This is a genomic window from Thauera sp. SDU_THAU2 (assembly GCF_038260575.1).
In the GTDB taxonomy this organism is placed as follows: domain Bacteria; phylum Pseudomonadota; class Gammaproteobacteria; order Burkholderiales; family Rhodocyclaceae; genus Thauera.
In genome coordinates this window covers 496,960-515,944 of record NZ_JBBWUN010000003.1, presented here as the reverse complement: position 1 = coordinate 515,944, position 18,985 = coordinate 496,960, and the positions used below count along the sequence as shown (strand labels likewise).

The window sequence follows — 18,985 nt, the reverse complement described above, 5'->3', positions numbered from 1 at the left end:
CATCGCCCCGAAAGCGAGCTTGCCGCCCAGGTCGATCACAAAAGCGTTGAAAGGCTTCACCAGGCTTCTCCTGCCGGTGGAATGTCACGGACCGTCTCGGTGCGATTCGCCATAATTATAGCCCCATGGAAAGGCCGCCCCGGCAGGTGGCTTCAGTTTGAGCGACGCCGGCCGTTAGCCATCCCGAGACCCTGGTTTCCGAGCATGCCCATGAGCACCCTGCACTCCCCTCTGCCCTCGGTGGGCGCCTACGTGGCGTACTTCACGCAACGGCCACTGCCGGTGCTGCGCCGAACGGCACGCGAACTGGAGGCACTGCACCGCGAGCCGGAGCATGCCGAGAGCCGCCAGTTGGCCTCCATCGTGCAGGCCGACCCGCTGATGACGATGCGCCTGCTCACGCACCTGGAAACGCATCGCCGACAATCCCAGAATCACGATATCACCACGATCGAACGCGCCGTGATGATGATCGGTGTCGAGCCATTCCTCCGCCTGTTCGACGCGCTGCCGACCGTGGAGGACGCGCTCGAGGAGGATCCGCGTGCGCTGGTCGGCGTGCTGCGGGTCATCGCCCGCGCCCGCCGCATCGCCGGGCTGGCACGGGAGTTCGCAATCATGCGGCACGACCTCGACGTGCAGGAGATCACGGTCGCCGCGTCGCTGCACGAAGCGACCGAAATCGTCTGCTGGATCCATGCGCCGGCGCTGACCGAACAGGTCTATGCGCTGCAGACCGCCGATCGCCACCTGCGCTCGGCGGATGCCCAGCGGCGGGTATTCGGCATCACGGCCAATGAACTTCAGCTCGGCCTGGTCCGCGCGTGGCGCCTGCCGGCACTGCTGGCGCAGTTGCTCGACGACAGCCAGCAAAACGATCCGCGGGTCAGGACAGTGAGCCTGGCAGCGCGCCTCGCCAGACATCTCGCCCACGGCTGGGATGACCCCGGCCTGCCGGATGATCTCGCCGAACTCGGCACTTTGCTGCGGATTCCGCGCGAAACCCTGCTCAGGCGCCTCGGCGCCCCTGAGGAGGCCTTGAATCGCCTGGCCACACGCTGACCGGACAATCCTTCTGGAGTCGAACACATGAACACCTTCAGCGCACTGGTAATGGGCGTCCTCGCCCTCGGGCTGGTCTATGGCGTGCTCGCCTATAACGGGCTGGTCAATCTCAAGCACAACATTACCAAGGCCTGGGCCAACATCGACGTGCTGCTCAAGCAGCGCCACGACGAATTGCCCAAGCTCGTCGAGGTATGCCGCCAGTACAAGCAGTTCGAGCAGACCACGCTGGCGCGCGTCACCGAAGCCCGCGCGCGCGTGGCCGCGGCACGCGAAACGCACGATGTCGACGCCCTCGGGTCGGCGGAGAGCATGTTGCGCGCCGGCCTGGGCCAGATTTTCGCCGTTGCCGAAGCCTATCCGGAGCTGAAGGCAAACGAGCACTTCGCGCAGTTGCAAAGTCGCATCAGCACGCTCGAGAACGGCATTGCCGACCGGCGCGAGTGGTACAACGAGGCGGTCAATCGGCATAACGTCCGCATCGAGCAGTTCCCGGACCTTATCGTCGCCCGCCTGTTCGCCTTCAGTGCCCAGCCCTTGCTGCAGTTCTCCAGTGCCGAAAAAGCCGACGTCGATCTGAAGGCGCTGTTCAAGGGCTGAATCGGCCATACGCTGCCGATCCTCGCATGCTTGTTCGACTCATTCACAGTCGGCTGGACGCAGCGCTGCCGCTGCTCCAGATGGGCGCCGCCGCAGGTCTGTTCCAGGTCGATAGCGGATGGCACACCGCCGCGGCGCTGGCCTTTCTGGCCGCGACCGGCCTGTATGGCTGGGCGCGCTCGCTACGGCATTCGCGGCTGATCGCCGATACACCGACATCGCGCATCACCTCCGCGGCGCAAGGCTATGTCGAACTACGCGGCAGGGCCCGGCCACTCGACGGCAGCCCGCTCCATTCGCCGATGAACGGCCTGCCGGTATTGTGGTACCGCGTGCAGACCGAACGCCGCCAGACCAAGGGCACATGGCAGATCGTCAGCACGGTCGAAAGCGACACTTCATTCTTGCTCGACGACGGCAGCGGCACATGTGCGATCGACCCCGAAGGCGCCGACATGCTGGTGCGGCGTCGGGATGTCAGCACGGTCGGCGACATGCGCTACACGCAATGGTCACTGATCCGCCACGACACGGTGTATGCGCTGGGCGATTTTCTCACCCTCGGCGGAGCCTGCACGCATCTGGACAGCCGCACACAGGCTCGCGAGCTGCTGGCCAGTTGGAAACGGGATCGCAAGACGCTGCTGCAACGCTTCGATCTCGACGGCAACGGCGAACTCGACCTGCGCGAATGGGAACTGGCCCGGCAAGCAGCCAAGCGCGAAGTCCAGCGCCAACGGCAGGAACTGATGGCCGCGCCCGAAGCGCATGTGATGCGCAAACCGGCGGACGGCCGGCTCTACCTGGTTTCGGATCTCGACCCGGACCGGATCGCACGGCGCTACCGCTGGCTGGCGGCATTCCACGCCGCCGTGTTTCTCGGCGCCGTGGGCGCCTCGGCTTGGCTCCGCCAGACCGGCGACTTCTGACAGCACCTGCGGCCCATCGCGTAGCGCACTCGATCGTCAGGATGCGGCACGTGATTCCAGTTCTTCCCAACGCAGCATGGCGACCTCGATCTCGGCTTCGAGCGCGTCGAGGCGGGCCTTGATCTGCGCCACCTCCTGCGGCGCCTGCTGGTACAGCGCGGGATCGGCCATGCGCGCATGCAGGGCCGTCTGCTCGTCCTCCAGCGCTGCGATCCGGTCCGGCAACGCCTCCAGTTCGCGTTTGTCGTTGAAGGACATCTTCGCCGGGCGCTTGGCCGCCCCGCCCTCCGGCCTGGCTTCGGCTGCCCGCTGCTTGTCGGCAGTGGCAAGCGCCGCCCGTTTCGCGCTGTCGCGCCGGGCCTGCTCCTCCTCCCGCGCCGCCTGCACCCGCTGCCAGTCGGCATAGCCGCCGGCATATTCGCCCCAACGGCCGTCGCCTTCCGCAGCGATCACCTGAGTGACGACGTTGTCGAGGAAGGCGCGGTCGTGGCTGACGAGAAAGAGCGTGCCGTCGTAGCCGGCCAGCAGATCCTCGAGCAGATCCAGCGTCTCGATGTCGAGATCGTTGGTCGGCTCGTCCAGCACCATGACGTTGGCCGGGCGGGCGAACAGCCGTGCCAGCAGCAGACGGTTGCGCTCACCGCCGGACAGCGACTTGACCGGGGAACGCGCACGCTGCGGCGCGAACAGGAAGTCGCCGAGGTAGCCGATGACGTGCTTCTTCTCGCCGCCGATCTCGACGAAGTCGGAACCCGGGCTGATGACCTCGGTCAGCGGCAGCTCGGGATCGAGCTGCGCGCGCAACTGGTCGAAATAGGCCACGGCCTGGCGGGTGCCGCGCCGCACCGTACCTTCGTCGGCTTCGATCTCGCCGAGGATCAGCTTGAGCAGGGTCGTCTTGCCCGCACCGTTGGGGCCGATGAAACCGATCCGGTCGCCGCGCATGATGCGGGTGGAGAAATCGCGCACCACCACACGATCGCCATACCGCTTCGAGACGTGTTCCAGCTCGGCCACCATCTGGCCGCTCTTTTCGCCGCGGTCGACGGCCAGGCTGACGTCGCCCAATCGGTCGCGGCGCGCGGCGCGCTCGCGGCGCAAGGCTTCGAGACGGCGCACCCTGCCCTCGTTGCGCGTGCGCCTCGCCTCCACGCCCTTGCGGATCCAGACCTCTTCCTGCGCCAGGAACTTGTCGAAGCGCGCCGCGGCCTTTTCCTCGGCTTCCAGCTCTTCGACCTTGCGCCGCTGGTAGTCGGCAAAGCGCCCCGGATAGCTCGCCAGCCGGCCGCGATCGAGCTCGATGATGCGGGTCGCGATGTTGTCGAGGAACACGCGGTCGTGGGTGATGACGATGATCGCGCCGCGGAACTCGCGGATCAGGCCCTCGAGCCAGAGGATGCCGTCGAGATCGAGATGGTTGGTCGGCTCGTCGAGCAGCAGCAGATCCGGCTCGGCCACCAGCGCACGCGCCAGCGACACGCGCTTGATCCCGCCGCCCGACAGGCTGGAAACTTTGGCGCCCGCATCCAGTCCGAGCCGGGCGAGCATGTGCTCGACACGCTGGTTGAGACGCCAGCCGTCGGCTGCTTCGACCTCGTGCTGGAGCGTATCGAGCCTCGCCAATGCCTCGGGTGTCGCCTGCTCGGCCACCGCCATCATCGCGGCATGGTAGTCGACCAGCAGGCGGGCGGCGTTGCCCAGGCCGTCGGCCACGGTCGCAAACACGTCGCGCTCGAGATCGAAGTCGGCCTCCTGTGGCACATAGGCCGTCACCAGCCCGGTTTCACGCCACACGACGCCGTCGTCCAGCGCGGCCTGGCCGGCCACTGCCCGCAGCAGGCTGGACTTGCCCGAGCCGTTGCGCCCGATCAGCGCCACACGTTCACCGGCGTCGAGCTGGAAGGAAATCTTGTCGAGCAGGTCGACATGGCCGAAGGCAAGACTGGCGTTTTCTACGGACAACAGAGGCATGGCGTGAAATCGGCCGGGTCCCGGCCAGCAGCAGACAATCCCGGATTCTAGCCGCCCGCTCGCAGTTCGGGCACTTTGCCCGATAATGCAGCGCCGTCCGGCCGTGACCGCCATGCAGGAAACACTTGATGGAAGATATTCTTCAACGCTTTGCCAACACTGATGAAGATCCGGTTGCCCTGTGGGTAGCACTGGTCGACCGTCTACGGCCACGGCACGCAACCCAGATCGACAAGGCCACCGAAAACCTCCGCACCCTGACGCACTGCCTTGCTCGCCGGCCGGAACTGCTTGCCCAGGTACGAGCGGCGCTCATGCGGCTGTTTGCCGAGCGCAAGCAGGTGTCACTCTACGTCTCCTCCGGCCTGCTCCCCTCCACCGGCTTCTTCACCGAAACGGCGAACCGCATCTCGCACCGCCTGCTGCCCGAAGTACGCGACACGAGCTATCTCAAGGACCTGCTGTCGATCGTGTTCCACCGCAGCGACGACGAAATCTGGGTCAACGGCGTCAGCGACGAAGTCTGGCTGGAGCTGATCGCGGTCCTGGTCGGCGATGAGCAGCCGATGGCCGAAGAGGATGCAGGCCCGCTGCCGCCGGCAGTGGGCGAGATTCTCGAATCGCTCCGGGTACTGTCCTACCACGTGTCGGCCATCGGCCTGGACCCGGAGCTGGTTCGCATCGATCCGAACCTGGAGGAATACGAATCGCCCTTCCTGGCGCAGAACGCCGAACTGCTGGTGTATATCGACCACTACAGCGACTGGTGGACCACCCCCGGCGCGCTCGTCACCGACGATCTCCATCTGACCGTGATGCTGGGCCAGTGCGACGAGGTGCTGCAGCGGGTGCGCAAGCGCGCGACCAAGCTCGGTACCAGCCTGACACTGACCTTCAAGCTCGAGCGCCTGCGCCAGCACCTCGACCGCATCGACGAACTGGTGTCGATGCTGAACGAACTGCGCAAGCGCCGCATGCTGGCCGACGTCGCACCGCGTGCGGTACGCCTGTTCAAGACCCTGGTGTGGGCGGAATGCCGCAAGAACAACCTGACCGACTACTGGAGCCAGAACGTCGAGATCCTGTCGCTGCGCATGACCGAAAGCGCCAGCAAGACCGGCGAGAAATACATCACCAGCACGCGCAGCGAGTACTTCGGCATTCTTCGTTCGGCCATGCTCGGCGGCGTCATCATCGCCTTGATGGCGGGAATGAAGGTCGTGCTGGGCGCGCAAGGCCTGGCACCGCTGAACGCCGCCCTCGCCTTCTGCCTGAACTACGGGCTCGGCTTCGCCCTGATCCACATCCTTGGCGGCACCGTCGCCACCAAGCAGCCCGCGATGACCGCCAACGCCATCGCCGCCTCGATCGGTGAAGCGCGCGGCAGCACGCGCGACCTCGAGGCCCTTGCAGACCTGATCGCACGCACGGTTCGCAGCCAGCTTGGCGCGATCCTCGGCAACCTCGGCACCGCCATTCCGATGGCGATCCTGGTCGGCACGGCCATCCACTATGCGACGGGTGCGCATTTCGTCGATCCGGACAAGGCACATCATCTGCTTGCAGAAATCGACCCGCGCAGCGGCGCGCTGTTCTTTGCCGCCGTCGCAGGCGTGTGTCTGTTCCTGTCGGGCCTGATCGCGGGCTACTACGACAATCTCTGCGCCTACTACCGCATACCTGAGCGCCTGCTGCAGTTGCGATGGCCGCGGCACTTGCTCGGCGAGGCCCGGATGCAGCGAATCGCCGGCTACATCGAGAACAATCTGGGCGCCCTGGCCGGCAACTTCTTCTTCGGCTTCCTGCTGGGCGGCACGACCGCGCTGGGTGTGCTGTTCGGGCTGCCGCTCGACATCCGCCACATCGCCTTTTCCTCGGCCTATCTGGGTTACGCCTCGGCAGCGCTCGACTTCGCGCTGTCCTGGCAAATGGCAATGCTGGCGCTGTCCGGCGTGCTGCTGATCGGCCTGGTCAACCTGGTCGTCAGTTTCACGCTGACCCTGACCGTCGCCATGCGCGCCCGCCGCATCAGCTTCGCCCAGGGCCGCAGCCTGGGCCGGATGCTGCTGCAGCGCCTCGCTCGCCGCCCGCAGGACTTCCTGCTGCCGCCACTGCGCAAAACGACCGGCCCTCTTGGTGAGCCGCCGCCGAACGGCTAGAATGCGCGGTTCGTCGGCTCGTCATAGTTCAATGGATAGAACGGGCGCCTCCTAAGCGCCAGATCCAGGTTCGATTCCTGGTGACGGGACCACTTCAAAGCACCAAGCAGCACCCGGAAGCACCAGAAACCCGCGCAGCCACTGGCCCCGCGGGTTTTTTTGTTGCACCCGTTTGCACCATACGGCACCATACCAATACCCGATTTCTGGGGGTATCTGTGGGGGTACATCGAGAACATACCCCCGTACCCCCAGAAAAATACCCCCACGAGGCACCGGTATGGCCCTGACCGACACCGCCATCAAGCAGGCAAAACCACAGGAAAAGCCCTACAAGCTCGCCGACGAGCGCGGCCTCTTCCTGCTCGTGCAGCCCGCCGGCTCGAAGCTCTGGCGCTTCAAGTACCGCTTCCAGGGAAAGGAGAAGCTGCTTGCGCTGGGCAAGTACCCCGAGGTGAGCCTGGCGGCGGCACGCAAGGCACTGGCGGCCGCACGCGAGCAACTGGCCGCCGGCGTCGATCCTGGCGCGGCCAAGAAGGAAGCGAAGCGCGCCGCCAAGGTCGCAGCGGAGAATTCGTTCGAGGCGGTCGCCCGGGCCTGGTGGAAGGGCTGGAAGACTGACCGCACGGAAGGCACCGCGAACGCAGCCATTCGGGCGCTCGAACTGCACGTCTTCCCGCACATTGGCGACACGCCCATCACCGCCGTGCAACCGGTCGAGATCCTGGAGCTGCTGCGCAAGGTCGAAGCCAAGGGCGCCACCGACATGCTCAAGCGGGTTCGCGCCCGCATCGGCGAAATCTTCATCTACGCCATCGCCAACGGCCTCGCCAAGAGCAACCCCGCCGAAGGCCTGCACAAGGCGGTCAAGACGCACACGGAGCAGCGACGCCCTGCCCTGCGCGCGGCCGATCTGCGCGAGTTCTTCATCCGCCTGGACGCCGTGCGCATCTCCCAGCCGATCAAGCTGGCCATCCGCCTGCTGGTGCTGACCTTCGTCCGGCCGGGGGAGCTGCGCTGCGCCCAATGGCCCGAATTCGACCTCGAGGCCGGCGTATGGACCGTGCCGGCCGAACGCGACCGCAGCTGCGGACTCACTGGCATGAAGATGCGCGAGGAACACATCGTGCCGCTGTCCCGCCAGGCGGTGGAGATCCTGCGCGAACTGCACGACCACTCCGGCGGCCGCGACCTGCTCTTCCCCAACCGCAACGGCCAAGGCCGCCCGATCAGCGACGGCACCATCAACAGCGCATTGCGCGCCATGGGCTACCAGGCGCAGGAAGTGACCGGCGCCGGCTTCCGCGCCACCGCAACCGGCGCGCTGCTGGAGCTGGGCTACCGGCCCGACGTCATCGACAAGCAGCTTGCCCACCGCGAGCGCAAGCAGGTCTTCGCCGCGTACAGCCATCATGCGCAGTTCATGGCCGAACGCAGGGCGATGATGCAGGCGTGGGCGGACTACCTGGATGCGCTGCAGGAGGGCGCGAGGATCATCCAGTTCCCCAGCGTGGTGAACGGGTAACGCAGTCAGTTTTGCCGCGCCTACTCCAACGGGAGGAAAACCGGGTTCCCTTGCCCGGCCGGCGCGGCACCTGTTTCAAGGGACAAGCGTCAAAGGGCGCAACAATGGATAACCAGGAATTAATAAAACTACTCATGGGCCCTGCAAAACCCAAGAGCAACGACAACGAACGTGCAATTCAAATTTCCGATCTGGTTGAAATATACCGTGACCTTTTGGAGCGCAATTTTAAGGAGCTTGTCTTCGGTGAAAAAAAAGTCAAGGAAGGAAGCCCCGAGGACCGTGCTCTTGTCGATCTACGCTACGCAATCATAGAAGCCCATGATGCGTTAGCAGGCTGATGCAAAAGAGCTGAACACCGGACTAACCCAGGGGTTCAAATTGATCTTCACAGGGACTTCGTCGAGAGAATGGGGCTTTCAATGCGACCCACATTGCCGGCATGGACGTTCCGAGACCGATCAGCCCCTGGTTCGTTTGCCCGACTCACGCCGTTCCTCCCGCATTTCCCAATTTCGCGATTCTCAACAAGTTGTAGGCTGCGCCAGAAATGAAGGCCGCCATTTGCGTCTTCGCCTGCCCGATGAATCGCGTCTTGCGCAACCCACCGACCGTCTTGAGCCAGCCGAAGATTTCCTCCACCCGCTTTCGCTTGCGTTGGCTGATCCGATAGCCCTCGGTTCGCGTCGTGCGCCCATCGAGTCCAGGCGTGCAGCGATGGTCGATTCGAGCAATGTGCGGCCGGATACGATGCGCGCGCAGGTGCGCCACGAAATCCTTGATGTGGTAACCCTTGTCGGCCGCCAGACTCTTGGGGTGGATACGCCGTCGGCGGGCGCGGGTGAGCATCGTGCGTGCAGCACGGTGCTCGGCCTGCGTCGATTCCGTGATCAGGATGTCGACACACAGGCCATGACGGTTCTCCATGAGCACATGCCCGCCGTAGCTGAGCCTGGCAGGCTGGCCGTTACCCTTTCGCATGAGCCGTGCGTCAGGATCAGTGCTGCTCTGGTGTGTGGCGTTCGAACGCTTCTCACCTTTGAAATTGACCATCCCCGTGCCATCACCACCGTCTTTCGGCGGCTCGCCGTCCTTGCGCTTGAAACTCTTGAACGAGGCCCAGGCTTCGATGAGCGTGCCGTCGACAGTGAAGTGATCCGAGGACAGCAAATGTTGCCGGCGCGCCAGGCTCACCACCTCGTCAAAGAAGCGGCGGGCGATATCAGTCGCCACCAGGCGTTCGCGCAGGCGGCTGAAATTCGACTGGTCCAGGCCTGCGCTCTCCAGGTCCATGTCGAGGAACCAGCGAAAGAGGATGTTGTAGTTCAGTTGTTCGCAGAACTGCCGGTCAGACCGGATCGAGTACAGCGCGATCAGCAATTGCCCCTTGAGCAGGCGCTCAGGCGGAATCGACGGGCGGCCGGTACTCGAGTACAGCGCATCCAGGTCCGCCGAAATGGCACTCAGCGCCCGATCGGCCAATTGCTTCACCCTTCGCAGGGGATGATCGGCCGGTACGCGCGATTCCGGCGAGAAATAATGGAACATCGAGGACTGGGGATCGAGTGGGCCGCGCATCGCTGTCAGGACAAGGGATTGAGGAACGGATTTATGACTATCAACTCGCAGGATCGTTCACTAGGTTATGCATCAACCTGCTAGATACGATCGAACTACTTCCAAAATCAGGCGCATTACCAAAAATAGAAGGAATTGTCAGCTTAATTGATACAATCAGCAGACACCTGGGTTTTGTAGCGGGAATCCACGGGAATAAATTCGCCACAGCAAGAAGGAATGCACAGAAAAAACATTCTTCCCCTAAAAACGAGAAGGCGAAGGCAAAAGAATTTGTGAAAACCTGCTGGGTGGAGTGGGAAAAACAAAAAGACAAATACCCAAGCAAAGAGGCGTTCGCTCGTGACATGTTAGAAAAATGCGAGCACTTGAAGAGCACCAAAGTCATAACGCGGTGGTGCAAAGATTGGGAAGAACAGGCAAAAAAGGAACTCTGCTAGCACGGTGGGAACTCTGCTAGCAGAGAGGTTTTAAGCGGTTTAATCGTCAAGCAAAGTCTGTACAGATCAAGTATTCACCTGACACCGGCCCCGGGCCGGTGTTGTCTTACGCAGCTTCCATCATCGGCACTTCGGGCTGCTCAGTGATGCCTGCCATGAAGGCCTGAATCGGCGTTCTGCCCTCCATCATCCGCCCTTGATGGGGCCGCTCATGGTTGTAGTGATGCAGATAGCGTTCGAGGTCTTCCTGCATTTGATCGACAGACTCGTACCATGTCGTGCGCCCGGCCACCCGGAAGTGCTCGTCGAGCAACGTGCGGTGCAGCCTTTCGACGAAGCCGTTGCTCTGCGGCCTGCGAACACGGGTCGTGCGATGTTCGATGCCTTCCAACTGCAGGAACAGCTCGAACGGATGATGATCGGGCCGACCGCAGTATTCGCGTCCGTTGTCCGAGAGGACCGTCTCGATTCTCACACCATGCTGTTCGAAGAACGGCAGCACGTCGTTGTTGAGAACATGGACGGCGGTCAGCGGCAGCTTGCTGGTGTAGAGCCGACCAAAGGCGAAGCGGCTGTAGCAGTCCAGCACCGTCTGCAGATAGACCTTGCCCACCCCCTTGAGGCTGCCGACGAAGAAGGTGTCGATGGCAACCAGTTCGCCGGTGTGATGCACTTCGATCTGCCGTTCCCGGAACTCGGGACTGAAGCGTTCGAGCAATCGAACCTGCTCTTCGCTGAGCGGCACTGCATTCTTCTGTTGCTCGCGCTCCAGGCGCAGCAGGCGATCATGTTTGGACAGCAGATCATGGCGGCTCCATACACCCCGCACACCGCCTGCGCTCACCGTCACACCGCGTAGCGCCAGTTCCTGCGCAACCCGCAACGGTCCATGTGTGGGGTGCTCCAAGCTGTAAGCCAGGATCGACGCCTCGATCTCCGGCGCGACCCGGTTCGGGTGAGCGCCCTTGCAGCCCGGCAGTTTGTCCAGCAAACCGGCTGAGCCGTAAGTCTGGTAGTTGCGCCGGATTTCATAGAACTGCTGACGGCTGTAGCCCATCACCTTGCAGGCCTTGCTCACGTTGTGAAGCTCTTGCGCCAGGTCCAGAAGACTGAGCTTGCGACGTGCTATTTTCTCTTCGGTGGTCATGCGTCCTTCTCCAGGTCATGAACAGGTAGGGGTACCCGTTTCATAACCCGGCTCGGGGTCGTATGACCACCCCCCAATGTGGTCAACTGTCAGGGGAATACCGTATCAGCACACAAGTCGCCTCATGCCGCCCCGAGCGGCGTTACCTAGAGGCGAACAATGCAAACCCCTGCCACTCTCAAACCATCTGTTTCCCACTTCGACAACCTGCCAGCATCCGGCCTGGTAGATGACAAGACAGTAGCCGGCGTCCTTGGCTGCAGCCGCAATACCATCTGGCGCAAAACGAAGGCCGGAGACCTCCCCTCCCCCGTAAAGGTCGGCCCTAAGACCACCCGCTGGCAGGTCGGCGCGATCCGTGAATACCTCGCGAGCCTGACCGCTCAGCAGTCTGCTGCGTAAGGGGGAAGCGATGAGCCATTCCCTCAAAGACCTGGCTATCCAGGCCATCAAGTACGCCGAAGCGGCTGAACACACTGCGCGCTGCAAAGAGGCATTGCGTGACGCCTATCGGGAGTTCCGCCATCAGGCCAGCCCCGGGGAGTACCTCGAAAAGAACTCCCCGCAGTGGGCGGCAATGATGGGCGCCACCGCGCCGGAGTATCGCGAGCTGGGGAGCGCCAAGGCCCGCGAGCGCCGCGCCAAGACCAAGCTGCTGCAGATGGCCAAGGGGGTGTAAGCATGACGCCCCCCAGAAATGACAACGCCCGCGAGCAGGCGGGCGTTGTCGGCAAAGCAAAGCGGAACGAGCACGTCGATGCTACCGCCCCTGGTGCTCAACGCAAAGGCGCAGCCCCCACCACCATCCACGCCCCGGTATTCCCGAAGCCGAACAGCATTCGGGAGTCGGCTCTGCTGGCATTGGTCGCCGGCCCCATTCGGCAGTCCGGTTTCAAACCGTCGTGGCGCCTGGCCGCGTACGTCCGTTTCCTGCGTGATGACGGCTGGGCAATCATCAGCCGCGAGGTGATCGAGAACGGACGCACCGTGGCCGAATACCTGCTCGACCTGCAGGACAGCCCGACACGCGCTGCCGCGGCCCTGTACCGGAAGGGCCGGAGGTGTGCAGCATGATGAACCGCGCGCCCTACGGCGGCCCGCGCCGCCGCTCGAACGTACAGATCCACGGAGACCGTGACTTCGATCGTGTCGGCGGTGCTTACGCAAGCAGTGGATCGCATACTGGAAAGAGGTGAATAGAATCTGCAGCGAGGCCGAGGCCGCAGGGCTGCTCCCTGGGGAGTATGAAACGCCGCCCTTCCCGGAAGAACTGCGCGGCCTTACCTGCGGAGCCAAAACCAAGGGCAGCCGCGCACCCTGCCGGCTGACCAGCCTGTATTCGAACGGCCGCTGCAAGTTCCATGGCGGCCTTTCGACAGGACCCGCCAGCGATGCCGGCCGTCAGCAGTCCCGCGAGAATGGCAAAAAAGGCGGACGCCCGAGAAAAACCCAACCTTGTGAGAAGTAGGGAAAACTTGACGTATGAACATCCATGACAAGCTGAAGCAGGCCATCGAATCGCTCAAGCACCTGCTGGAAGACTGGGCGCGATGGAATCGCAGCTATAGCCTGATGCTCGGTTACCCCCGGCATAGCGCTGGCTTTGCCGGGAGTGGTATCCACTCCTTCGATGACATGTGTGATGAGGTGGACTTGCGCATCCGTCAAACGATCGACGCAACGATCAACGACCTTCCGCCTGCGCAGAAAGCCGCGATCTTGCGCTGCTACGGCATTTCGTCGACGTTCAACTTCCCGCGCGACAAGTACCAAACGCAGCTCTTCGAGGCTCACGAACATCTACTGCAGGAACTGCCAAGGCGCGGCGTGGTGCTGCAATAGAGCCGGAAAGCTGCATCCAACGCAGAAACCCAACCCCGTGAGGCGCTCAGAGATGTCAAGGTCGCGGCGGTAGGCCACACGACGTAATCCGCACATGAATCGGCGGAGAAATCGGCGGCATGACTATGGGATTCAAGTTCGTTTTGGATTTCAGCCGTGGTCAGGCAGGATATTTTCACAGAGGCAAAAAAGCAAAAGGCCCGGGGCTGCTGGTAACAGTCCGGGCCTTTCTGTTTTCGACACCCGCTTGCCGGCGGATGCAGTTGGACGCACCGAGACGAGAGGTACGTGCATGGATGGTAGCAGACGAAAGGACAGATTTGGAGACGATGTGATGGTGACAGCTAGAACAAGCCAACAAGGCGCTGACCGCGCAGCTCTTGTGCTGGCATGGTGCCGGGGGATTCGGCACGTCCTGACCCCTATTGCCTGGGTTGCGTGCAGTGCGCTCGCTTACCTCGTGGCGATGCGTCTCTTGCCGTAGAGGTGCGAATCCTTGCCGTCGATGGTGGCTGGCCTGCTCCGCCCTGCATCTGGCCGCGCACCCTTCTTTCGGAGTAGGGAGCAGACTATGAGCAACATCATCAAGCGCGACTTCCGCGGCAGCCTCTACAGCTTCAACATGGATGGATGGTTCAATGCCACCGAGGCGGCGAAGCGGTTCGACTCCGAGCCGTTCGACTGGTTGCGCCAGCGCGATACCGTTGCGTACATGGCCGCTCTGGCCAGGCATTTGTTCAAAACCGATTTTCTGCCGGAATTGAACAAAATCAGCAAGCTGCGACTACCTGCGCGCCGCCTCTGTCAAAGCTTTCGCCGCCCACTGGTTCAGGCTGGTGCCAGCGGCCTGAGCAGCAATCAGCGCGGCGCTATGCACCTCGGGCGGCACACGCAACATCAGCAGGCCAGAGGTCGGCTTCTCAGGCTTCTGGCCGAGCTTTTCGCATGCCGCCAGGTAATCGTCGACCGACTCGTGAAAGGCTGTTTCCAGTTCGGCAACCGATTCCCCGTGAAAGGTCACGATGTCCCTCAAGCCGGCCAGGCGACCGAAGAAGATCTTGTCGCTGTCGTCATACTCAATGCGGGCGGTGTAGCCCTTGTAGGTCATTGCGTTGTTCATGGTCACCGCTCACTTATACCGCATGCGCGCGCCACAAAATCATCCAGCAAGCGCGCGCAGCACATGCTCCGGATCGTTGTGAATGGCGCGCAGCAGCGCCTTGGCTGGGCCGGTTGGCTCCCGGCGCCCCTGCTCCCAGTTGCGCAAGGTTCACACCTGTACATCGATCACCTTGGCGAACCGCGCTTGCGAGAGCCCGGTAGCCTTACGGATTTCCTTCACCTGCAGCGCATCGACGGCGAACTCACGGGACGGCTGGCGCTCTCCCCGCCGGATTTCGTCCATCTGCTGAACGCTTTCCATCAGATCTTCGAAAAAACTGCCCATTGCGCTTACCCCCACGTCTCAAGGCTCAACCAGCGACAGAAGCGGCATCTCGCTGCACATGCGGCCGGATACGCCCCAGCACTTCGCCGAGGGTATCGCGTGCCTGGGCCAGCTCGTAATCGGACTGGAGATTGATCCAGCTCTGCGCATCGGTACCGAAGAAGGCCGCCAGGCGCAGGGCCGTATCGGCCGTAATGCCGCGCTGACCTTTCACAATTTCATTGATGCGCCGGGGAGGCACATCGATGGCCTTCGCAAGCGCGTACTGGCTCAGGCCCATCGGCGCAAGCCATTCCTCTAGCAGAATCTCTCCGGGGTGCGGCCATTTGACTTCACGGCTCATGATGAACTCCTTTCAGTGGTAATCCACGATTTCAACCTGGGAGGCGTTGCCATCCGCCCAGACAAAGCACACCCGCCACTGCGCATTGATGCGGATGCTGTACTGCCCTTTGCGCCCACCCTGCAAGGCTTCCAGCCTGTTGCCCGGCGGCAGGCGCAAGAACTCCAGCGATGCCGCCGCGTTCAACTGCACGAGCTTGCGCATGGCTACCGCTTCGATATTGGCAAACCGCGCCACGCGCTTGCCCAGCATCAGAGCTTCAGTGTCTGCACATTTGAAATCGAGGATCATGGGCACATGATAACGATGTCCGTTAATAACGGCAACCGCCATCAAAATGCCTTGACAGCCCCTACCCCGCCCGCCTACTCTGCACACGTCCCCGCAAACAACGGGGCACCGGTTTGGCGACCGGGAACAGTCAGGCGGACAACCGCCGCCGCGCGGTTTTTTTACGTCCGTAGCATGGTGCTGCCCTATGGGCGGGCCGTGTTGGGAGACCGCAAGGTCTGCCGGGTCCTGACTCCGGTTCGCCAACCCGACACGGTTCCGCCCACCCGTTTGGCGACGGGAAGCGGATTCAAAAACCGCAATGTCAGGAGTCACCACCATGGCACACCCCACCACCGGCGCGCCCGCGCCCTCTTCTGCCGTCGAACCTGACGGCCCCCTCGACCTTCACGTCATGTACCAGCACAGTTCCGCGTGCGGCTTCGATCATGACCTTCTGCTGCGGGCTCCCAGCGCGCAGTCCCTTGCGGCGCACCTGCGCGGCATTCGCGCTATCGTCGCGGTGCTCACCACAGAAAGCGGCGGCGATGTTGATCTTGGCGAATGGATGCGCTCGGGCCTTGTGGAGGCCATTGGCGCGCTGGCGTCCCAAATGGACGACATCCTCTACCGGAGCAACGAACGCGCACAAGAACAGCAGACCGATGCAAACAAGCGGCTGATCGCGGCCGCGCCGGATATGCACCGGGCCGCAAGTGCAGCGGAAGCCTTGCTGACCAGGCAGAAGTGGAAACCTTCCGAACATACGCCGGAAGGCGCCGTGCTCATGTCGCTTCGCGCCGCCCTGGCGAAGGTGGAAGGGAGGGCGGCAGCATGAGCACCGCCTCTCATACCTTCTCCGTTGATGAAATCAACGAAATGACCGGCAAGATCAGCAGCGCCATCGCCATCCTCGATCTGATCTTCATCGTGGGCCGCGACCTGGACTCCCTCTGCGATAACACGCTGAACACGGCAATCGGCGACGCGATGGGGATGATTGTCGATGTGCGCAACCGGCTCAACGACATACCCACAGATACTGGAGGTGCGGCATGAGCACGATCAGCCGCTTCACCCTGTACCGCGCACTGCGCCGCTTCGCCGGCCCGGCGCTGGCCTATCGTCTGACCTTCGGGAGGAAGTGACCATGAGAAATCTACGCGATGCAGTTTTTCTGTTGTGGGAAAAGGCCGAGGACCGTCTAACGCTCGACGAGGTGTCAATGTTTTCCGGTGGAATGGAGAACGCACAGCACCTGGCGCAAGACTTGGCCGTTATATGCGGCAGCCTCGCAGCCCTCGTCGCGGAAGACAGCGAGAACGGCAATGCCGGCAACTTCCAAAATGGTGAAGAAGTGCAGGCGCTGCTCCGTACGCTCGAATGCGGCTCCGATCAGGTCGCTACCTTGATTGGCCTGGCACGACGCGCAGAACCGCGCCGGCTTGAAATGATGGGCTGGAACGAAATCGAAGCCTACGAGAAGGCGAAGCATTTAAGGAAGGTGAAGTCATGAGCACGGACAACATCGATGTGGATGCCATCAACCTCAAGCTGTCAGCGGCCGCCGCGCTCATCGACATGATCTACACGCTTGAAGTCACCGGCGACATCAACAGCCTGAGCCAGCATTCCCTGTCCGGGTGCCTCAGCGAGGCCATGGATCTGGTCAACGATTCGCGCGATCTGCTCCTCGGAACAACCAAAGGAGAACCCGCATGAACAAGACCTTCCCCCTGAGTTCTCCGCGCTGGTGGCGCAGTACCGCGATACCGCTGCTGGCCTGGGTGACGATCACCCGATCGCGCGCCGCCTGTGGCTGCTGGTCGAGCACACGGCCCCCGAGTGGTTCAAGGATGAGATGCGCGACATGGCGCGCGAGATGGGCCTGATTCCCACCTCGCGCCAATGCAACGACCAGGGCGAGCCCATAGTCACGTCGGCGGAACTGGCCGCGCACCTGGGCATGAGCGAGGAGGAAGCCGAGGCCGCGATCGAGCGGCTGATTGCAGATCGCAAGGCGCTGGGCCTGCCGACCGATGGCATCACCCGCGCCAGCGGCGACAAGCTTCACGGGCTGCACTGAGCCAGGTACCGGCAGCACCACCAGCACACCGAACCCGCCCGCGTGAACTGCACCCCAAGAGTTGGACACCGATCCAACTTTTGGGGTGTTTTACATGGCGAAGTGTCCAACTTCTTGGGGTCAGTTCAGCGTGGCGGGTTTTTGCTGCTTCAGAAAACTTCAGTTTTTCGTGTGCAAAATTCAAGATTTTCAACACACTGTTTTCAACATACTGTTGAAACCATCGAGAACATAAAGCATTGTAGCGTCTGAGTTTTCGATTCGATTTTTCAAGTTGTCAAACATCACGCTTTCAGATCACTGTAGCCATGCCTAAATTTGCTCACCACGACTTGGCCTTGCTCAACCCTTCCTTCGACTCCCCACTGGTCGACGTTCTGACCGAGCTTGAGCATCTCCGACGCCTGCGGCTAGATGGAGATACCCCTGCGCCGATCTTCTTCCAGTTGAAATCCATCTTCCACATGCTGGAGAGTCTGGGGTCCGCCCGCATCGAGGGCAACCACACCACCTTGGCCGACTATGTCGAGAGCCGGGTCGAAGGACGGGCCAAGGAGTCTGACCAGCTACGGGAAATCGCCAACATCGAACAAGCGATGGACTACATCGAGGACAGCCTGAAGGCAGGAGATCAGCTTACCGAGCATTTCATCCGCGAGCTGCATGCTCTGGCTGTCAATGACCTCGAACGAGAAGGCGACAAAAACCCGGGCACTTACCGCACTGGTCAGGTGCAGATCGCTCAGTCAGAGCACCTTCCCCCTGCTGCAGTGCGGGTCCCAGAGTACATGTCCGAGTTGGTCGCATTCGTCAATGCGGACGATCCCCCGAAGTACGATCTGATGAAAGTTGCCTTGGCACATCACCGGTTCGGCTGGATCCATCCATTTGGGAACGGTAACGGTCGTGTCGTTCGCCTGCTGACCTACGCACTACTCATCAAGTATGGCTTCAACGTACAGGCAGGCGGCCGCCTCTTGAATCCAACCGCCGTGTTCTGCAACGACCGAGAGCACTACTATTCGATGCTCGCTGTCGCTGACAGTGGCACTCTGGATGGCAGGGAAAAATGGTGCTGCTACGTCCTGCAAGGGGTTCTGGCAGAGATGCAGAAGGTTGACCACCTGGCCGACTTTGGATATCTGCGGCGCAACATCCTCACGCCTGCCCTGGAGTTCGCCCGAGAACGCCAGCTCATCAACCGGGATGAGTCGGCGATTCTAAGTCACGCCATCACAGCCGGAGTAATCAAGGCAGGGGATCTAGCAGCGATCATGCCTGACCTGAACGCCAATCAGCGTACCTACCAGATCAGAAAGCTGGTCGATCAGAAGATGTTGCAACCTACTCGTGAAGGCTCCCGGCAGTACACCGCTGGCTTCGCAAACAACTACCTGATCCGAGGGGTCATCAAGGCACTCACTGACGAAGGCTTTATCCCAGACCCGCTCGCAAAGTCCTGATCTCAGCTTACCAAGCTGTGAGGAGGAGAACACACCCTACCCTCACGCGCTGGGGGTAGATTTGGGGGTATAAATTCTCCGTGCCGCTTCAAATCCTTTACAGAACAAGGTGGCTACCCG

At 62.1% G+C, this 18,985-nt stretch carries 26 protein-coding genes and 1 tRNA gene; 19 read left to right on the top strand and 8 right to left on the bottom strand.

Annotation, left to right across the window (positions count from 1 at the left end; translation table 11 throughout):
• The first annotated feature begins 210 nt into the window (after positions 1-210).
• Genes AAFL97_RS03480 through AAFL97_RS03470 form a run of 3 tightly spaced genes read left to right on the top strand, consistent with a single transcriptional unit; the run spans position 211 to position 2,594 of the window.
• Positions 211-1,062, top strand: coding sequence for an HDOD domain-containing protein (locus AAFL97_RS03480; RefSeq protein WP_263462212.1), 852 nt, complete (start codon positions 211-213; stop codon positions 1,060-1,062).
• 27 nt (positions 1,063-1,089) lie between these two features.
• Entirely contained in the window at positions 1,090-1,665 is a 576-nt protein-coding gene (locus AAFL97_RS03475; protein WP_341643727.1) for a LemA family protein, read from the top strand.
• A gap of 26 nt (positions 1,666-1,691) precedes the next feature.
• A complete protein-coding gene (locus AAFL97_RS03470) occupies positions 1,692-2,594 on the top strand; it encodes a hypothetical protein (RefSeq protein WP_341643726.1) in 903 nt (300 codons plus the stop codon).
• Positions 2,595-2,630: 36 nt separating this feature from the next.
• On the opposite strand, the gene AAFL97_RS03465 is transcribed toward AAFL97_RS03470, so the two are convergent.
• Positions 2,631-4,565: an ATP-binding cassette domain-containing protein gene (locus tag AAFL97_RS03465; RefSeq protein ID WP_341643725.1), complete on the bottom strand. Its 1,935-nt coding sequence runs from the start codon at positions 4,563-4,565 to the stop codon at positions 2,631-2,633.
• A 128-nt stretch (positions 4,566-4,693) separates the two neighbouring features.
• Here AAFL97_RS03465 and AAFL97_RS03460 point away from each other — a divergent pair, with 128 nt between their 5' ends.
• The 4 genes from AAFL97_RS03460 to AAFL97_RS03445 all read left to right on the top strand — a co-directional run bounded on the left by AAFL97_RS03460 (position 4,694) and on the right by AAFL97_RS03445 (position 8,590).
• Complete coding sequence (locus AAFL97_RS03460; RefSeq protein ID WP_341643724.1) at positions 4,694-6,724, top strand: site-specific recombinase; 2,031 nt, start codon at positions 4,694-4,696, stop codon at positions 6,722-6,724.
• 17 nt (positions 6,725-6,741) lie between these two features.
• A tRNA-Arg gene (locus AAFL97_RS03455) sits at positions 6,742-6,816 on the top strand.
• A 188-nt stretch (positions 6,817-7,004) separates the two neighbouring features.
• Positions 7,005-8,249, top strand: a complete 1,245-nt coding sequence (locus tag AAFL97_RS03450) for a tyrosine-type recombinase/integrase (protein ID WP_341643723.1) — start codon at positions 7,005-7,007, stop codon at positions 8,247-8,249.
• 104 nt (positions 8,250-8,353) lie between these two features.
• Positions 8,354-8,590: a hypothetical protein gene (locus AAFL97_RS03445; protein WP_341643722.1), complete on the top strand. Its 237-nt coding sequence runs from the start codon at positions 8,354-8,356 to the stop codon at positions 8,588-8,590.
• A gap of 145 nt (positions 8,591-8,735) precedes the next feature.
• On the opposite strand, the gene AAFL97_RS03440 is transcribed toward AAFL97_RS03445, so the two are convergent.
• Positions 8,736-9,827 carry an IS5 family transposase gene (locus AAFL97_RS03440; protein ID WP_341643699.1) on the bottom strand — a complete coding sequence of 364 codons (1,092 nt, stop codon included), beginning with the start codon at positions 9,825-9,827 and terminating at the stop codon, positions 8,736-8,738.
• On the opposite strand from AAFL97_RS03440, the gene AAFL97_RS03435 reads away from it, so the two are divergent.
• Positions 9,815-10,267: a hypothetical protein gene (locus AAFL97_RS03435; protein WP_341643721.1), complete on the top strand. Its 453-nt coding sequence runs from the start codon at positions 9,815-9,817 to the stop codon at positions 10,265-10,267. The genes AAFL97_RS03440 and AAFL97_RS03435 overlap by 13 nt on opposite strands.
• Before the next feature lie 106 nt (positions 10,268-10,373).
• On the opposite strand, the gene AAFL97_RS03430 is transcribed toward AAFL97_RS03435, so the two are convergent.
• On the bottom strand, positions 10,374-11,414 hold the full coding sequence (locus tag AAFL97_RS03430; protein WP_341643720.1) for an IS481 family transposase: 1,041 nt from the start codon (positions 11,412-11,414) through the stop codon (positions 10,374-10,376).
• Positions 11,415-11,573: 159 nt separating this feature from the next.
• Here AAFL97_RS03430 and AAFL97_RS03425 point away from each other — a divergent pair, with 159 nt between their 5' ends.
• From AAFL97_RS03425 to AAFL97_RS03410, 5 genes are all read left to right on the top strand, one after another.
• The gene (locus AAFL97_RS03425; protein ID WP_341643719.1) at positions 11,574-11,816 is read left to right on the top strand and encodes a helix-turn-helix transcriptional regulator; all 243 of its coding nucleotides are present in this window, start codon (positions 11,574-11,576) and stop codon (positions 11,814-11,816) included.
• Positions 11,817-11,826: 10 nt separating this feature from the next.
• Complete coding sequence (locus tag AAFL97_RS03420; RefSeq protein WP_341643718.1) at positions 11,827-12,093, top strand: hypothetical protein; 267 nt, start codon at positions 11,827-11,829, stop codon at positions 12,091-12,093.
• A 2-nt stretch (positions 12,094-12,095) separates the two neighbouring features.
• Positions 12,096-12,488: a hypothetical protein gene (locus AAFL97_RS03415; RefSeq protein ID WP_341643717.1), complete on the top strand. Its 393-nt coding sequence runs from the start codon at positions 12,096-12,098 to the stop codon at positions 12,486-12,488.
• Positions 12,489-12,606: 118 nt separating this feature from the next.
• The gene (locus tag AAFL97_RS24530) at positions 12,607-12,882 is read left to right on the top strand and encodes an HGGxSTG domain-containing protein (RefSeq protein ID WP_445954464.1); all 276 of its coding nucleotides are present in this window, start codon (positions 12,607-12,609) and stop codon (positions 12,880-12,882) included.
• A 14-nt stretch (positions 12,883-12,896) separates the two neighbouring features.
• Positions 12,897-13,256, top strand: a complete 360-nt coding sequence (locus AAFL97_RS03410; RefSeq protein ID WP_341643716.1) for a hypothetical protein — start codon at positions 12,897-12,899, stop codon at positions 13,254-13,256.
• A 609-nt stretch (positions 13,257-13,865) separates the two neighbouring features.
• Here the strand turns inward: AAFL97_RS03410 and AAFL97_RS03405 are convergent.
• The 5 genes from AAFL97_RS03405 to AAFL97_RS03385 form a co-directional block, all read right to left on the bottom strand.
• The gene (locus tag AAFL97_RS03405) at positions 13,866-14,033 is read right to left on the bottom strand and encodes a hypothetical protein (RefSeq protein ID WP_341643715.1); all 168 of its coding nucleotides are present in this window, start codon (positions 14,031-14,033) and stop codon (positions 13,866-13,868) included.
• Positions 14,034-14,040: 7 nt separating this feature from the next.
• The gene (locus tag AAFL97_RS03400; protein WP_341643714.1) at positions 14,041-14,364 is read right to left on the bottom strand and encodes a type II toxin-antitoxin system HicB family antitoxin; all 324 of its coding nucleotides are present in this window, start codon (positions 14,362-14,364) and stop codon (positions 14,041-14,043) included.
• Positions 14,365-14,526: 162 nt separating this feature from the next.
• On the bottom strand, positions 14,527-14,703 hold the full coding sequence (locus AAFL97_RS03395; protein WP_341643713.1) for a hypothetical protein: 177 nt from the start codon (positions 14,701-14,703) through the stop codon (positions 14,527-14,529).
• 25 nt (positions 14,704-14,728) lie between these two features.
• Complete coding sequence (locus AAFL97_RS03390; protein WP_341643712.1) at positions 14,729-15,046, bottom strand: HigA family addiction module antitoxin; 318 nt, start codon at positions 15,044-15,046, stop codon at positions 14,729-14,731.
• A gap of 12 nt (positions 15,047-15,058) precedes the next feature.
• The gene (locus AAFL97_RS03385) at positions 15,059-15,337 is read right to left on the bottom strand and encodes a type II toxin-antitoxin system RelE/ParE family toxin (RefSeq protein ID WP_341643711.1); all 279 of its coding nucleotides are present in this window, start codon (positions 15,335-15,337) and stop codon (positions 15,059-15,061) included.
• Between the two features lie 319 nt (positions 15,338-15,656).
• On the opposite strand from AAFL97_RS03385, the gene AAFL97_RS03380 reads away from it, so the two are divergent.
• The 6 genes from AAFL97_RS03380 (at position 15,657) to AAFL97_RS03355 (ending at position 18,865) form a co-directional block, all read left to right on the top strand.
• Positions 15,657-16,154: a hypothetical protein gene (locus AAFL97_RS03380; protein ID WP_341643710.1), complete on the top strand. Its 498-nt coding sequence runs from the start codon at positions 15,657-15,659 to the stop codon at positions 16,152-16,154.
• Entirely contained in the window at positions 16,151-16,375 is a 225-nt protein-coding gene (locus tag AAFL97_RS03375) for a hypothetical protein (RefSeq protein ID WP_341643709.1), read from the top strand. Before AAFL97_RS03380 ends, AAFL97_RS03375 begins: the two co-directional genes overlap by 4 nt.
• A gap of 91 nt (positions 16,376-16,466) precedes the next feature.
• Positions 16,467-16,832, top strand: coding sequence for a hypothetical protein (locus AAFL97_RS03370; protein WP_341643708.1), 366 nt, complete (start codon positions 16,467-16,469; stop codon positions 16,830-16,832).
• Positions 16,829-17,038 (top strand): hypothetical protein, encoded by a 210-nt coding sequence (locus tag AAFL97_RS03365; protein WP_341643707.1) that lies wholly within the window; start codon positions 16,829-16,831, stop codon positions 17,036-17,038. The genes AAFL97_RS03370 and AAFL97_RS03365 overlap by 4 nt, the downstream gene beginning before the upstream one ends.
• 31 nt (positions 17,039-17,069) lie before the next feature.
• Positions 17,070-17,402, top strand: a complete 333-nt coding sequence (locus AAFL97_RS03360) for a hypothetical protein (protein ID WP_341643706.1) — start codon at positions 17,070-17,072, stop codon at positions 17,400-17,402.
• A gap of 338 nt (positions 17,403-17,740) precedes the next feature.
• Entirely contained in the window at positions 17,741-18,865 is a 1,125-nt protein-coding gene (locus AAFL97_RS03355) for a Fic family protein (protein WP_341643705.1), read from the top strand.
• Positions 18,866-18,985: the final 120 nt, after the last annotated feature.